13 protein-coding genes are annotated in these 14,435 nt (G+C 67.8%); 2 read left to right on the top strand and 11 right to left on the bottom strand.

The genetic code is table 11. The features are described from left to right. Positions 1-9: 9 nt before the first annotated feature. Positions 10-3,219, top strand: coding sequence for a CusA/CzcA family heavy metal efflux RND transporter (locus CCR98_RS20500; protein ID WP_087924045.1), 3,210 nt, complete (start codon positions 10-12; stop codon positions 3,217-3,219). Positions 3,220-3,356: 137 nt separating this feature from the next. On the opposite strand, the gene CCR98_RS20505 is transcribed toward CCR98_RS20500, so the two are convergent. The 9 genes from CCR98_RS20505 to CCR98_RS20545 form a co-directional block, all read right to left on the bottom strand. Then, positions 3,357-5,129 carry a DUF885 family protein gene (locus tag CCR98_RS20505; RefSeq protein ID WP_087924046.1) on the bottom strand — a complete coding sequence of 591 codons (1,773 nt, stop codon included), beginning with the start codon at positions 5,127-5,129 and terminating at the stop codon, positions 3,357-3,359. A gap of 302 nt (positions 5,130-5,431) precedes the next feature. Beyond that, positions 5,432-5,779 carry a lipid-A-disaccharide synthase N-terminal domain-containing protein gene (locus CCR98_RS20510; RefSeq protein WP_198361044.1) on the bottom strand — a complete coding sequence of 116 codons (348 nt, stop codon included), beginning with the start codon at positions 5,777-5,779 and terminating at the stop codon, positions 5,432-5,434. After that, a complete protein-coding gene (locus tag CCR98_RS20515; protein ID WP_005420380.1) occupies positions 5,779-6,501 on the bottom strand; it encodes a glycosyltransferase family 2 protein in 723 nt (240 codons plus the stop codon). Before CCR98_RS20515 ends, CCR98_RS20510 begins: the two co-directional genes overlap by 1 nt. Before the next feature lie 90 nt (positions 6,502-6,591). After that, positions 6,592-7,557, bottom strand: coding sequence for an NAD-dependent epimerase/dehydratase family protein (locus CCR98_RS20520; protein WP_087924047.1), 966 nt, complete (start codon positions 7,555-7,557; stop codon positions 6,592-6,594). Between the two features lie 45 nt (positions 7,558-7,602). Further along, complete coding sequence (locus CCR98_RS20525; protein ID WP_087924048.1) at positions 7,603-8,337, bottom strand: suppressor of fused domain protein; 735 nt, start codon at positions 8,335-8,337, stop codon at positions 7,603-7,605. A gap of 95 nt (positions 8,338-8,432) precedes the next feature. Continuing rightward, entirely contained in the window at positions 8,433-9,356 is a 924-nt protein-coding gene (locus CCR98_RS20530) for a ParB/RepB/Spo0J family partition protein (protein WP_087924049.1), read from the bottom strand. Continuing rightward, positions 9,356-10,153, bottom strand: a complete 798-nt coding sequence (locus CCR98_RS20535; protein ID WP_087924050.1) for a ParA family protein — start codon at positions 10,151-10,153, stop codon at positions 9,356-9,358. Before CCR98_RS20535 ends, CCR98_RS20530 begins: the two co-directional genes overlap by 1 nt. Before the next feature lie 112 nt (positions 10,154-10,265). Continuing rightward, complete coding sequence (rsmG, locus tag CCR98_RS20540) at positions 10,266-10,904, bottom strand: 16S rRNA (guanine(527)-N(7))-methyltransferase RsmG (RefSeq protein ID WP_012512505.1); 639 nt, start codon at positions 10,902-10,904, stop codon at positions 10,266-10,268. Positions 10,905-10,943: 39 nt separating this feature from the next. After that, entirely contained in the window at positions 10,944-11,543 is a 600-nt protein-coding gene (locus tag CCR98_RS20545; protein WP_087924051.1) for a 4'-phosphopantetheinyl transferase superfamily protein, read from the bottom strand. A gap of 84 nt (positions 11,544-11,627) precedes the next feature. Here CCR98_RS20545 and CCR98_RS20550 point away from each other — a divergent pair, with 84 nt between their 5' ends. Continuing rightward, positions 11,628-11,879 (top strand): GlsB/YeaQ/YmgE family stress response membrane protein, encoded by a 252-nt coding sequence (locus CCR98_RS20550; protein ID WP_005411656.1) that lies wholly within the window; start codon positions 11,628-11,630, stop codon positions 11,877-11,879. Positions 11,880-11,955: 76 nt separating this feature from the next. Here the strand turns inward: CCR98_RS20550 and xth are convergent, their stop codons facing one another. Both xth and CCR98_RS20560 read right to left on the bottom strand, forming a co-directional pair. Continuing rightward, entirely contained in the window at positions 11,956-12,723 is a 768-nt protein-coding gene (gene xth / locus CCR98_RS20555; RefSeq protein ID WP_087924052.1) for an exodeoxyribonuclease III, read from the bottom strand. Between the two features lie 155 nt (positions 12,724-12,878). Then, positions 12,879-14,288: a coniferyl aldehyde dehydrogenase gene (locus CCR98_RS20560; protein ID WP_087924053.1), complete on the bottom strand. Its 1,410-nt coding sequence runs from the start codon at positions 14,286-14,288 to the stop codon at positions 12,879-12,881. Positions 14,289-14,435: the final 147 nt, after the last annotated feature.

A 14,435-nucleotide genomic window follows, 5' to 3' on the forward strand; every position in this document is an offset into this window, starting at 1 on the left:
GAGGCGACCATGTTCAAGCTGATCATTGAAACAGCGGTGCGCCACCGCTGGCTGGTGGTGTTCATGGCGGCGCTGATCGCTGCCGTGGGCCTGTTCCAGCTGGGCAAGCTGCCGATCGACGCAGTACCGGACATCACCAACCGCCAGGTGCAGATCAACACGGTGGCACCGGCGCTGCCCCCGGAGCAGATCGAGCGGCAGGTGACCTATCCGCTGGAAACCGCGCTGGCCGGCATTCCCGGCCTGACCACCACGCGTTCGCTGTCGCGCAATGGCTTCTCGCAGGTGACCGCGATCTTCACCGATGCGACCGACATCTACTTCGCCCGCCAGCAGGTGGCCGAACGCATGCGCGAGGCATCCGAAGACCTGCCCGATGGCGCGTCGCCGATGCTGTCGCCGGTCACCACCGGCCTCGGCGAAGTGCTGATGTGGACCGTGGACTTCACCACGTTCGATCCAGCCAGGCTGGCCAAGCCCGGTGAAGCCGGCTGGCAGGCCGGTGAGGTCTACCGCACGCCGGAAGGCAACCTGCTGCGTACGCCGGAAGAACGCGCCACCTACCTGCGCACCGTGCAGGACTGGATCATCGCGCCGCAGATGCGTTCCAGCCCGGGGCTGGCCGGCGTCGATACGGTCGGTGGTTATGTAAAGGAATATGGCGTGCATCCGGACAGCGCCCGACTGGCCGCGCACGGCCTCGGTCTGGCCGATCTGGTCACTGCCCTGCAGCGCTCCAACGTGCAGGCCGGTGCCGGGTTCGTACAGCGTGCCGGCGAAGGCCTGGTGGTACGTGCTGACGGCCTGGCGCTGACCACCGAGGATCTGGCACAGGCCCCGGTGGCCACCCGCAATGGCGTGGTGGTGCGCGTGTCCGATGTGGCCGAGGTCGAGCTGAGCCGCGCACCGCGCCTGGGTGCGGCCAGCCGCAACGGCCACGAAGCCGTGCTGGGCACCGCGCTGATGATTGCCGGCGGCAACAGCCGCACCGTGGCCCAGGCCGCGGCCGCGCGCCTGGAGCAGGTGAACACGTCGCTGCCGGCCGACATCGTGGCGGCACCGGTGCTGGACCGCAGCGTGCTGGTCAATTCCACCATCAAGACCGTGGCCAAGAACCTCACCGAGGGCGCGCTGCTGGTGGTGGTGGTGCTGTTCCTGCTGCTGGGCAACCTGCGTGCGGCGACGATCACCGCGCTGGTGATTCCGCTGTCGTTCCTGTTCGCGGTGATCGGCATGAGCCGCTTCGGCATCAGCGGCAACCTGATGAGCCTGGGTGCGCTGGACTTCGGCATCCTGGTGGACGGTGCAGTGATCGTGGTCGAGTCGACGCTGCTGATGCTGGGCCAGCGCCGTGCCGAACTGGGCCGTGCGTTGACCGCGATGGAACGCCTGCGCGTGGCCGCCGATTCGGCCATGAAGATGGCGCGCCCTGCGGCCTTCGGCCAGTTGATCATCCTGCTGGTGTTCGCGCCGATCCTCACGCTGGAAGGTGTGGAGGGCAAGACGTTCCACCCGATGGCGGCGACCTTCATGCTGGCCCTGGTCGGTGCCTTCATCTTCTCCTTCACCTTCGTGCCGGCGATGGCCGCACTGCTGGTGCGCGAGCCGAAGGTCAAGGACGGTGATGCGCATGCCGATGATGGCGAGCACGAGACGAAACTGATCCGCGTGCTGCGTGCGCGCATCGAACCGGTGGTGCGCAAGGCCGTGGCGCATCCGCGCACGGTACTGGCTGGTGCGGTAATGATGGTGGTGGTGGGCGTCGGCTCTTTCTCGCTGCTGGGCCGCGAGTTCATGCCGACGCTGGATGAAGGCAACGTGGCGATGCAGGCCCTGCGCGTGCCGTCGACCTCGCTGGAACAGTCACTGGCGATGCAGCTGGCACTGGAAAGGGCAATCGCCAAGCAGCCGGAAGTGGAGACCGTGTTCTCGCGCACCGGTACCGCCGAGGCGGCGATCGACCCGATGCCGACCAACATCTCCGACAGCGTGATCGTGCTGAAGCCACGCAAGGACTGGCCCGATCCGAAGCTGGGCAAGGACGCGCTGGTGGCGCGCTTCGAAACGCTGGCCGGACAGCAGCTGGGCAACAGCTTCGAGTTCAGCCAGCCGATCGAGCTGCGCTTCAACGAACTGATTTCCGGCGTGCGTACCGATCTGGCGGTGATGATCTTCGGCGATGACTTCAGCCAGCTGCAGAAGGTGGCCGACCAGGTGGCGTTGAAGCTGCGTGCGGTGAACGGTGCGGCCGACGTGCGGGTGGAACAGATCTCCGGCCTGCCCACGCTCAATGTGGCCATCGACCACGTGGCGGCGGCGCAGTACGGCCTGACTGCCGCGGACGTGAGCGATGCACTGTCCACCGGCATCGGTGGTGCTGCGGCCGGCAAGATCTTCGAGGGCGACCGTCGCTTCAACGTGGTGGTGCGCCTGGACGATGCCTCGCGCAACGATCCGGACCAGCTCGCATCACTGCCGATCGCCACGCCATCGGGGCTGGTGATTCCGCTGTCGTCGGTCGCGCGCATCACGGTCAGCGAAGGGCCGAACCAGATCAGCCGCAACAACGGCAGCCGCCGCGTGGTGGTGCAGGCCAACGTGCGTGGGCGTGATCTGGGTGGCTTCGTCGGTGAAGCACAAGCGGCGGTGGCCGACGTGGCGCTGCCACCGGGTGCCTACCTGACCTGGGGCGGCCAGTTCGAGAACCTGCAGCGCGCTGAGAAGCGGCTGGCGACGGTGGTGCCGGTGGTGTTCCTGCTGATCGGCAGCCTGCTGTTCATGGCCCTGCGCAGCGGCAAGGAGGCCATTCTGGTGTTCAGCTGCGTGCCGTTGGCGCTGGTCGGCGGCATCCTCGCGCTGCTGCTGCGTGGCATGCCGTTCTCGGTGTCGGCGGCGGTCGGCTTCATCGCCGTCTCCGGCGTGGCCACCTTGAATGGTCTGGTGTTGATGCAGGCGATCCGCGAACGCCTGGATGCCGGTGAACTGCCATTGCAGGCGGCGATCAACGGTGCCTCCAGCCGTATCCGCGCGGTGCTGACCACGGCGCTGGTGGCGATCGTCGGCTTCATACCGATGGCGATCGCCAGCGGTTCCGGTGCCGAGGTGCAGAAGCCGTTGGCGACGGTGGTGATCGGTGGCCTGATCACCGCCACCGTGCTGACCCTGCTGGTGCTGCCGACTTTCGCGGCACGGGTGGCCAAGCCGCGGGCGGTGGGGTGATGTGATGCCGGGGTCGGAGCCCTTTCCGTGGGAAAGGGTTCCGACCCCGTCTACCGCGCTTCGCGCTCGCCGGGCATGGCCCGGCGCTACCACCGCACGTTCCGGTAGCGCCGGGCCATGCCCGGCGACGCGTCGGGTCAGGCCTTCTTGCGCTCAGCGATGTAGGCCTGGATCTGCTGTTCCAGCACCGGCAGCGGCACCGAGCCCTGCTTGAGCAGGGTGTCGTGGAAGCCCTTGATGTCGAACTTGTCGCCCAGCTCCTTCTCGGCCTGCGCACGCAGGCGCACGATGGCGATCTCGCCCAGCTTGTAGCTCAGCGCCTGGCCCGGCCAGGAGATGTAGCGGTCCACTTCGGTGGTGACTTCATGCTCGCTCAGCGCGGTGTGGTCACGCAGGTAGGCCAACGCCTGTTCGCGGGTCCAGCCCTTGCTGTGCACACCGGTGTCGATCACCAGGCGCGCCGCGCGCCACATTTCGTAGGTCAGGCGACCGAAATCCTCGTACGGGGTTTCGTAGATGCCCATCTCCACGCCCAGCTTCTCGCAGTACAGCGCCCAGCCTTCGCCATAGGCAGAGATGTAGGCGTTGCGGCGGAACTCGGGCAGGTTCTTCTGCTCGGCGGCAATCGCCCCCTGCAGCGAGTGGCCCGGGTCGGATTCATGCAGGGTCAGCGCCGGCAGGTTGTACAACGGGCGCGACGGCAGGTTGTAGGTGTTGAGCCAGTAGGTGCCCATGCCACCACGGCCGGCGGTCCAGAACGGTGCGATGTCCGGCGGCACCGGCACGATGGTGAAGCGCGCACGTGGCAGCGTCATGTACTTGCCGAGCTGGCCGTCGGCCCGCTTGGAGATCCATGCCGCGCGCGACAGCAGCTCCTCCGGGGTCTTGGCGTAGAACTGCGGATCGGTGCGCAGGAAGGTCAGGAACTCGGCGAAGCTGCCCTTGAACTTCACCTGCTTGATGATGTCGTTCATTTCCTTCTGGATGCGCTCGACTTCACCCAGGCCGATGCGGTGGATCTCGTCCGGCGACAGGTCCAGCGTGGTGTATTCGTGGATCTGCTGCTTGTAGTACGCCTTGCCGTCCGGCATCGCTTCGGCGGCCAGGGTGGTGCGCGCCTGCGGCACGTATTCGTTGACGAAGAAGGTGCGCAGCTGCTGGAACGCCGGCACGACCTTGCCGCTGATCGCCGCGCGCGCCTGCGCCTGCAGCCTGGCCTGTTCGGCGGCCGGGATGCTGTTGGGCAGCTTCTTGAACGGCGCGTACAGCGGCGACTCGGTCGGGTCTTTCAGCTCGGCGACGGTGGCGATGGACACTTCGCGACCATCGAGCACGGCACGCGGCACGCTGAAGCCACGCTTCAGGCCGGCCCGCATGTTCTCGGTCTGCTGGCCGAAGTAGCGCGGCACATCGTTCAGGCGGGCGATGTAGTTCTGGTAGTCCTGCGCGGTCTTCATCTCGCGCCGGGCCATGAAGGACAGGTTGGACCAGAACGAGGAGTCGGCGTTGAACGGCATCTCGTAGCCGCGCAGGCGCGTCTCTTCGGCCAGGTTGAACACCTGGTCGTGGTAGATCGCGTAGTTGACCTGGTTGTCGGGCGACAGGGTCTTCGGATCGATCTTCTTCAGCGCGGCGAGGGTTTCGTCCCACACCTTCAGGCGTGCCTGCTGCGCAGCCGGGCCGATGTCGGGCATGCGGGTGGCGTTGGCCGGGGCGTCCTCGTCCTCGCTGGCTTCACCGCCGCCCTGCTGGCGCCACTTCCATTCCTTCTCGTACAGCGCGCGGAAGGCGGCGTCGGCGGGCGATTCAGTGGCCACGCTGGCCGGTGCGGCGGTGGCGGGCGGCGCGGCCAGGGCCACGGCGGGGGCGGACAGGGCGATCAGCAGGGCAACGGCAAGACGGGTTTTCACGAGCACAGGTTCCCGGGAAGGCAGACCCCGATCATGGCACCCCCCACCGCCCGTGGCATGGGACGAAGGTCCTGCCTTGGCCGTGCCCAGTAGCTGCCGACCTTGGTCGGCACGCGGGGAGACCCAGCGCCGAAGGCGCACGGTAGCGCGGGGCCATGCCCCGCGAGCGCGCAGCGCGGCCGACGGATACAGCCGCCGGGCATGGCCCGGCGCTACCGGTGCACGGCCGCTCTGGTAGCTGCCAACCTTGGTTGGCACCCGGAGAATCCCAGCGCCGACCAAGGTCGGCATCTACCGAAGACCTAGTGGCTGGCCCTGTCCCGCTTCCAGCCCCGGTGCTTGATGTCCAGGTGCAGGCTGTACAGCGCGGTGAACGCCGGGAACAGGTTCTGCAGCACGCCCACCGAGTCCTGCTTGGCCGAGAACAGGAAGTAGCTCAGCGTCATCAGGCTGCCGACCACGCTCATGTACCAGAACAGGCGCGGGATCACCGGCTTGCCTGCACGCTTGGAGGCGACGAACTGGACCAGCCAGCGGCCACCGAACATCAGCGCGCCGGTGTAGCCGATCAGCTTCCAGCCGGTCACATGCAGGCCGGTCCAGTACAGCCAGGTCAGGGGCTGGTCGAGCCAGTGCAGCTCCAGATCCATCAACGCTCCTCCACCGCAGTGCGCTTGCTGCGGGTGATCAGCCAGGCCACGCCACGCAGGTCACGGATGCCGACCAGCGCACGGCCGAGGTTGTTGTACTTGGAGACACCGGCGGTGCGGTGGCGGTGATTGACCGGCACGCTGGTGGTCTTCCAGCCGGCACGCTGCATCAGCGCCGGCAGGTAGCGGTGCATGTGGTCGAAGTACGGCAGGTCGAGGAACGCACTGCGTTCGAACAGCTTGATGCCGCAACCGGTGTCGGGCGTATCGTCGCGCAGCATGCGTGCACGGATGGCATTGGCCCACTTGCTGGCCCAGCGCTTGCTGCCGCTGTCCTGGCGGTTGACGCGCCAGCCGGCGAACAGCTTCACCTGCGCCTCGGCGGCGTCGCGCGCGGCGAGCAGCTTGGGAATATCGGCCGGATCGTTCTGGCCATCGCCATCCAGGGTCGCGATCCACGGCGCCCGCGCGTGCTTGACGCCGGTGCGCACGGCGGTGCTCTGCCCGCTCTGGTTCACATGGTGCAGCACGCGCAGTTCCGGCGTGGTCGCCTTCAGGCCCTGCAGCACCGCCAGGGTGTCATCGCGCGAGTGATCGTCGATGTAGACGATCTCGAACGGCAACCGCCCACGCAGCGCGGCGGTGATTTCGGCGACCAGCGGGGCGACATTATCGCGCTCGTTGAATACCGGGACGACAACGGAAAGCTCGGGTTGGCTCATAAGGCACTCGGCCAAAGGGGGGACAAAGACCGCGCATTCTCCGAAACCGAGGTTATCCGAAGATGAACCCCGCGGCGTGAGGATCCATCCTCAGGCGCGATCGCCAAAATACTCGCGGCACCACTGCACCACAGGCGGCAGGCCTTCTTCGATCGGGGTCACCGCATCGAAGCCGAAAGCGTCATGTGCGCGTCGGGTATCAGCCATCGTGCGCACCATGTCGCCGGGCTGCATGGGCTTGTAGACCTTCTGCGCGGGGCGGCCGGCGGCCTGCTCGATCACGCTGATGAAGCGCTCCAGCTCGACCGGCGTGTGGTTGCCGAGGTTGAACACCCGGTGCGGCACGGGACCATCGGCCGGATGCGCGAGGGCGCCGAGGATACCCGACACGATGTCGGAAACATGTGTGAAGTCTCGCTGCATGTGGCCTTCGTTGAACACGTCGATCGGCCGCCCGGCCAGCACCGCACGCGAGAACAACAGCGGTGCCATGTCCGGCCGGCCCCACGGGCCATACACGGTGAAGAAGCGCAGGCCGGTGGCATGCAGGCCGTACAGCTGCGCGTAGGTGTAGGCCATCAGCTCGTTGGCGGCCTTGGTCGCCGCGTACAGCGAGCGCGGCTGGTCCACGCGCTGGTCCTCGGAGAACGGCGGCGTGGCCGAATCGCCGTAGACCGAGCTGCTCGACGCATACACCAGGTGCTGCACGCCACGGTGGCGGCACAGCTCGAGCATGTTGACGAAGCCGACCAGGTTGCTGTCGACGTAGGCGTGCGGGTTTTCCAGCGAATAGCGCACGCCGGCCTGCGCGGCCAGGTGGATCACCGCGGTCGGCTGCACTTCGTCGAACAGCGCCGCCAGGCCCTCGCGATCGGTCAGGTCCAGCGTGCGCAGGTCCAGCGCCGGGCACAGCGCGGCCACGCGGTCGCGCTTGATCTGCGGATCGTAGTAGTCGTTGAAGTTGTCCAAGCCGACCACGGCCTGGCCGGCCTCCAGCAGCGCGCGGGCGGTGTAGGCACCGATGAAGCCGGCAGCGCCGGTGAGCAGGATGGTCATGACAGGGGCCTGGAAACGAAGGTCAGGCCCCTGATGTTACCGGTCTCAGAACAAACCGAAACGCTTCCTGGCCACGTTGGTACGGCCGGGTTCGATCACGTCCTGGATCTTCTTCGCATCGAAGCGGTCCAGCAGCGCCTCGGCGCCCTTCTTCAGCTTCAGGTCCATCTCTTCCGGATACAGCGGGACCAGGGACATGAAGCTGATGGTCTTGCCATCGTCCAGTTCCAGCGCGGCGAAGTCGTCCGGAGCAGTCACCGGCGGCAGAACGATGGCACCGTCGAAGCCGACGCCCGGCGCGTAGGGTTCGCTGGGATGGCCGTTGGGGATGGTGTGGCCGAAGCCCAGCCAGGTGTCGTACTCGTGCGGCAGCCGCGCCATGCCCTTCAGCAGTCGCACGGGCCAGTAGTTGCGCTCATCCTCGAAGGCCTCCTGCGAGATCGGCCAGTCAGCCGGCAGGGTCACCATCAGTTCCATGTAGCGCGGCACGTCCGCGTCCAGCTCGGCGGGCACGGTCATCGGCAGATCGCTCATGCCGGAGGTCACCAGCCGCACATGCGGGCAGTGGTCATTGGGAGGCACCACGTGCACGTCGATGTGCACCAGGTCGGAGATGATTTCGTGCAGGACCGTGGCGATCGGTCCGAGATGGCGCGCGATGTGGTCGCTGATCGCCTCGATATGCTGTTCTTCGCCGGTGGCGAGCACGAAGTCCTTTTCGCGCTGGTGCACCAGTATCTGGGTGCCGTCCGGGCTGACGTCCTCGTATTCGTTGCTCATGTCCTGCTCCCTGATGAGGCCACGGCGCGCGCGGCGGTACGTTCCCTGTCACCGGCGGGACCCGGCACGCCGCGTCCCCCGTCACCGCACCAGGCTCAGCCTTGGCGCGTGCGCAGCTTTTCCAGCACGCCGTCCAGGGTATCCAGGTCGGTGTAGTGGATGATCAGCTTGCCCTTGCCGCCGCGACCATGGTTGATCGCCACCTTGGCCCCCAGGGCTTCGGACAGCTCGGTTTCCAGCGAGGCGATGTCGGCCTGCTGCACCTTCGGCGTGGCCACCGGGCGGTTGTTCGGCACCTTGCCGGCCGCAAAGGCCTGCGCACGACGCTCGACCTCGCGCACCGACCAGCCTTCATCGGCCGCTTCCTGCGCCAGCTTGCCGGCCAGCTCGGGAGCCAGGGTCAGCAGCGCGCGGGCGTGGCCCATTTCCAGGCGGCGGGTTTCCAGCAGCAGGCGGATCGCCACCGGCAGCTCCAGCAGGCGCAGCAGGTTGGACACCGCCGCGCGCGAGCGGCCAACGGCCTCGGCGGCCTCGGCATGGGTCAGGGTGAACTCGCTGATCAGGCGCTGCAGCGCCTCGGCTTCTTCCAGCGGGTTGAGGTCTTCGCGCTGGATGTTCTCGATCAGCGCCATCGCGATGACGGTGCGGTCTTCCAGCTCGCGCACCACCACCGGCACTTCGTCCAGGCCGGCCAGCTGCGAGGCGCGCCAGCGGCGCTCACCGGCGACGATTTCGTAGTTGCCCGCCGGCAGCTGGCGCACCAGGATCGGCTGGATCACGCCCTGCGACTTGATCGAGTCGGCCAGCTCGGAGAGCTTGCCCTCGTCCATCTCGCGACGTGGCTGGTACTTGCCCGGCTGCAGCTGGCCCACGGCCAGCTTGCGCAGCACTTCACCCGGCAGCGGTTCGATCACCGCGGTGGTGGCCTGCACCTGGCTGACCGCCCCCTTGGGACCGAGCAGGGCATCCAGGCCACGGCCGAGGCCTCGCTTCTTGGCTGCCGGCTTGCTGCTGGTCATCAGACGGTCTCCACGGCCTTGGTGGCCTTGTTGCGTTCGTTGTTGCGGCGGATGATCTCGCCGGCCAGGCCCAGGTAGGCCACGCCACCGCGCGAGGCGCGGTCGTAGCCGACGATGCTCTGGCCATGGCTGGGCGCCTCGGCCAGGCGCACGTTGCGCGGCACGATGGTGCGGAACACGCGGTCGCCGAAGTGCTCGGTGAGCTCGGCCGAGACCGCGTTGGCCAGGTTGTTGCGCACGTCGAACATGGTGCGCAGCACGCCTTCGATCTCCAGCGCCGGGTTCAGGCTGGTGCGTAGCGCCTCGATGGTTTCCACCAGCGCGCTCAGGCCTTCCAGCGCGTAGTACTCGCACTGCATCGGCACGATCACCGAGTCGGCGGCGGCCAGCGCGTTGAGCGTCAGCAGCGACAGCGCCGGCGGGCAGTCGATCAGGATGTAGTCGTACTCGTCGCGGATCGGCGCCAGCGCGCGCTTCAGGCGCTGCTCGCGCTCGCTCTGCCCCATCAACTGGATCTCGGCGGCGGTCAGGTCGATGTTGCCGGGCAGCAGGTCGTAGCCCTCTGCAGTCTGCACGCGCACATCGGCGGCGCTGTTCTCGCCGAGCAGCAGGTCACAGGTGGAGGCGGCCAGCTCTCGTTTGTCCACGCCACTGCCCATGGTCGCGTTGCCCTGCGAATCCAGGTCGACCAACAGCACGCGCTTGGGTGCGTTGGCCAGGGAAGCGGCCAGGTTGACGGCGGTCGTGGTCTTGCCGACGCCACCCTTCTGGTTGGCGATGGCGATGATGCGGGCCATGCGGGTGTGCCTCGTCGACGTGTGCTGGGACCGGTCATTATGCGTACAACCGGCCCCTTGCGGAAATCGTGGATCGCCAACCCGTTGTTCCACAAGGGGCTGGCGGCGGGAATCAGGGGCCTGTAACAGTGACCAGGTGGCGTTCGCCGGCCAGGCCGGGCACGCTCAACGGGGTCACCTCACGTACCTGCCAGCCAGCCGGCAGCTCCGCGATCTCTTCATGCGGGTAGACGCCCTTCATGGCCAGCAGCACGCCGCCGGGGCGCAGCAGGTGGCCACCGACGCGGACGATGCCGGCCAGGGTGTCCATCGCGCGCGCGGTCAGCTGGTCATAGTGGCCGGCCTCGTCCAGCGCCTCGGCGCGCGATTCGGCCACGCGGGCGTTACCCAGGCCGAGCTGGCGCACGGCCTCGCGCATGAAGCGCGCCTTCTTGCCGTTGCTCTCGACCAGGGTGACCTGCAGGCCCGGGCAGGCGATCGCCAGCGGGATGCCGGGCAAGCCGGGGCCGGTACCGAGGTCGGCCAGGCTGCCATCGGCCACGAACGGCTGCATCGCCAGCGAGTCGAGCAGGTGGCGGGTGACCATCTCCTGCGGATCGCGGATGGCGGTGAGGTTGTAGGTGCCGTTCCAGCGGTGCAGCAGGGCCAGGTAGCGCAGCAGCGGCGGCGCCAGCGCGGCGTCCAGGCCCATGCTGGCCAGGCCCTGTTCCAGCGTGGCAGCCACGCTGGCGGGAAGTGGGTGTTCGCTCATGCCGACATTATCGCCGGTTTTGCGCGCTGATTCCCCGCTTCAGTGCGGATACCAGGCCAATGCCGCACGGAACTGGCCGGTGGCCTGCCATTCGTGCAGGTGCCAGCGCGTGGCCTCGCCCAGTTCCGGGTCGCACCAGCGCAGGTGCAGGGCGCCATCGGCCCCCGGTGCCAGCTGCAGGCGGTGCAGGCCGAACGAGATGCCCTGCCCGTGCGCCTTCAGGATGGCCTCCTTGATGCACCACACACGGAAGAACCAGTGCTCGCGCCCGGCCTCGTCCAGGCTTTCCAGCCAGGCTACTTCCTCGGGGTGGAAGAAGCGCTGCACGATCTCCAGCAGGCGCGCACGCGGCCTCAGCAGCTCCAGGTCGACGCCCAGCCGCACGCCCTCGCCCAGCGCCACCAGCAGCACCTCGCCGCTGTGGCTCCAGCCGGTGCCGTAGTGGGCCAGCGCGCCGCTCAGCTCCGGCCGGCCCTTGTCATCACGGACCAGTGGCAGCGTCTCCGGGTCGACGCCCAGCGCCTGCGCCAGCACCTGCCGCGCCTGCGGTTCGCCGCGGTGGCCCGGCACATGCGGGCGTCGCCAGACCGTCACCGGACCGAAGCGCCACGGGCCGTCGAGGGTGGCTGGCAGGCTCATCCGCACGCGCCCATCACGCAATTCCACGACGGGTTCACGGCCGTGCGCGTCAACTGGTCACAGTTCCCCACCGGAGGTTCGATCATGGGCATCATCATCTGGCTGATCGTCGGCGGCATCGTAGGCTGGCTGGCCAGCATCATCATGAAGCGCGATGCGCAACAGGGCATCATCCTCAACATCGTGGTCGGCATCGTCGGCGCGCTGATTTCCGGCTGGCTGTTCGGCGGCGGCATTAACGAAGCGATCACCATCCGCACGTTCCTGTTCTCGCTGATCGGTGCGGTGATCCTGCTGGCGATCGTCAACCTGTTCACCCGCAAGAGCATACGGTGATCTGAGGGGTAGCGCCGGGCCATGCCCGGCGTCTCCCAGCCGCCGCTGTGGTCGCCGGGCATGGCCCGGCGCTACCTCAACCCAACTGCACCCATGCCGGCGCGTGGTCGCTCGGTCGTTCCCAGGTGCGCGGCTCGCGGTCGATGCCCGAGGCCACCGCACTGCCCTTCAGCGCGTCGGAGACCAGGGTCAGGTCGATGCGCAGGCCCAGGTTGCGGCGGAAGCCCGCCGCACGGTAATCCCACCAGCTGAAGGTGCCCGCCTCGTCATTGTGCAGGCGGAAGCCATCGTGCAGGCCCAGCTGCAGCAGCTTGTTCAATGCACCGCGCTCGGCGGTGGAGGTCAGGATGTGGTTTTCGTTCCACACCTCCGGGTCGTGCACATCGCGCGCGTCCGGGGCGATGTTGAAATCGCCCATCACGATCAGCTTCGGATGCCGCTGCATTTCTTCGGCGATCCAGGCATGCACCGCCTCCAGCCAGCGGAGTTTGTACTCGTACTTGTCGGTGCCGATGTCCTGGCCGTTGACCACGTACAGGTTGATCACCCGCAGGTCGCCGAAGGTACCGGCGATGACGCGCCTCTGCTCGTCCTCGAAGCCGGGAATGCCGATCTGCACGTCCTGCGCCGGCTCACGCGACAGCAGCGCCACGCCGTTGTAGGTCTTCTGGCCGGCGAACACGCTGCGGTAGCCCGCGGCGATCAGCGCCGAATCGGGGAACTTGTGGTCCTCCAGCTTGGTTTCCTGGATACCGACGATGTCCGGGCCGAACTCTTTGAGCCACTGCTCCAGGTGCGGCAGGCGGACATTGAGCGAATTGACGTTCCACGAGGCGATCTTCATGGGGGCATTCTACCCGGGCGGGCCTTGATGGGCTCCCATATAACCTGGTGGACGCCAACCCTGGTTGGCGCCGGCAATCACCGTGTGCCAACCAAGGTTGGCACCCACCAGGTAGTGCCGGCCGCTGGCCGGCAACCCCATTACCCCCACCGGCGTTACCGCACCAAGAACCGTAACAACCCCGCAATCTTCGAATACGGCGGCCGCAGCCGGTCACTGGCCGCCCAGCGCGACTGCCACAGCACCGGCAGCCGCTTGCTCATCGCATCGAACCCGGCCCGGCCATGGTACGCACCCATGCCGCTGGCCCCTACCCCGCCAAACGGCAGGCCTTCGGCGGCGAAGTGCAGCAGCGCGTCGTTGACCGTCACTCCGCCGGCCACCACCTGGCCGAGGATGCGCTCCACCGCCGCCGTGTCGTGGCTGAAGGGATACAGCGCCAGCGGCCGGTCGCGGGACAGCACGTCGGCCAGCGCGCCGTCCAGGTCCGGGTAGGCGCGCACCGGCAGGATCGGCCCGAAGATCTCCTCGCGCATGAGGTCCAGGTCGTCCGGCGGGTCCAGCACCACGGTCGGCACCAGCAGCCGCTCACGATCAGCGCGCGCATCGTCCACCTGAGCCAGCGGAATCACCGGCACGCCGCGTTCGCGCGCCTGCGCCAGATAGCCCTGCAGGCGCCGGTACTGGCCCTCGTTGATGATGCGGGTGTAGTCGTCGGCATCGCTGAAGTCGCCATAGCGCTCGCGTACCTGCTGCTGCAGCGCCTGCACGAACTCGCGCTGGCGCACCGTATCGATCAGCACGTAATCCGGCGCGATGCAGGTCTGCCCGGCGTTGAACCATTTGCCAGTGGCCAGCCGCGCGGCGGCTTTGTCCAGTGGGAAATCGCGGCAGACGATGGCCGGCGACTTGCCGCCCAGTTCCAGCGTGACCGGCACCAGATGCTCGGCGGCGGCGGCCATCACCTTGCGGCCAACGGCCGTCGAGCCGGTGAACAGCAGATGGTCCAGCGGCAGCGACGACACCGCCGCGGCCACATCCGCCCCACCCTGCACCACCGCCACCCGATCGGGCGGGAACACACTGGCCAGCAGATCGGCCAGGAACGCGCTGGTGCGCGGCGTGTGTTCCGAAGGCTTGAGCAGCACGTGGTTTCCGGCGGCGATGGCGGTAGCCAAAGGCACCAGTGCCAGCGTGACCGGGTAGTTCCAGGGCGAGATCACCCCGACCACCCCCAGCGGCGTCGGCCGCAGCTGCGCGCGCGCCGGCCACAGCCGCCAGCCGGCACCGACCCGCTGCGGCTTCGACCAGCGCCGCAGGTGGCGGCGCAGGTGGTCGATGGCCGACAGCACGCTCATGCCATCGGCCAGCTTCGATTCGGTGTGGGCGCGGTGGCCGAAGTCCTCGGCGATGGCCTCGGCCATTTCGTCCAGGCGCGGCTTCAGCGCCTCGCGCAGACGGCGCAGGTCAGCTTCGCGCTGGTCGAGCGAGGGGCGCTGCGCCTGCCAGGTGCTGCGCAGGGTGTGCAGGATGGCGGGGAGGCCGGCCGGAGTGAGGATGGTCATGGGCCGACTATACGGGGTGCTGCGCAACGCAATGGTAGTGCCGGCCGCTGGCCGGCAGCCCCATGGAACTCCGGCAGACATCGTGCATTTGCCGGCCAGCGGCCGGCACTACCGAACAAAAAGGCCGCGGTCTGCACCGCGGCCCCT

The sequence above is a fragment of the Stenotrophomonas sp. WZN-1 genome, assembly GCF_002192255.1.
In the GTDB taxonomy this organism is placed as follows: domain Bacteria; phylum Pseudomonadota; class Gammaproteobacteria; order Xanthomonadales; family Xanthomonadaceae; genus Stenotrophomonas.

Coding starts and splice junctions, on each gene's coding strand:
- CCR98_RS20560 (WP_087924053.1), bottom strand. CDS start 14,288: ATGACCATCCTCACTCCGGCCGGCCTCCCCGCCATCCTGCACACCCTG.
- CCR98_RS20515 (WP_005420380.1), bottom strand. CDS start 6,501: ATGAGCCAACCCGAGCTTTCCGTTGTCGTCCCGGTATTCAACGAGCGC.
- CCR98_RS20535 (WP_087924050.1), bottom strand. CDS start 10,153: ATGGCCCGCATCATCGCCATCGCCAACCAGAAGGGTGGCGTCGGCAAG.
- rsmG (WP_012512505.1), bottom strand. CDS start 10,904: ATGAGCGAACACCCACTTCCCGCCAGCGTGGCTGCCACGCTGGAACAG.
- CCR98_RS20520 (WP_087924047.1), bottom strand. CDS start 7,557: ATGACCATCCTGCTCACCGGCGCTGCCGGCTTCATCGGTGCCTACACC.
- CCR98_RS20545 (WP_087924051.1), bottom strand. CDS start 11,543: ATGAGCCTGCCAGCCACCCTCGACGGCCCGTGGCGCTTCGGTCCGGTG.
- CCR98_RS20510 (WP_198361044.1), bottom strand. CDS start 5,779: ATGGATCTGGAGCTGCACTGGCTCGACCAGCCCCTGACCTGGCTGTAC.
- CCR98_RS20500 (WP_087924045.1), top strand. CDS start 10: ATGTTCAAGCTGATCATTGAAACAGCGGTGCGCCACCGCTGGCTGGTG.
- xth (WP_087924052.1), bottom strand. CDS start 12,723: ATGAAGATCGCCTCGTGGAACGTCAATTCGCTCAATGTCCGCCTGCCG.
- CCR98_RS20525 (WP_087924048.1), bottom strand. CDS start 8,337: ATGAGCAACGAATACGAGGACGTCAGCCCGGACGGCACCCAGATACTG.
- CCR98_RS20530 (WP_087924049.1), bottom strand. CDS start 9,356: ATGACCAGCAGCAAGCCGGCAGCCAAGAAGCGAGGCCTCGGCCGTGGC.
- CCR98_RS20550 (WP_005411656.1), top strand. CDS start 11,628: ATGGGCATCATCATCTGGCTGATCGTCGGCGGCATCGTAGGCTGGCTG.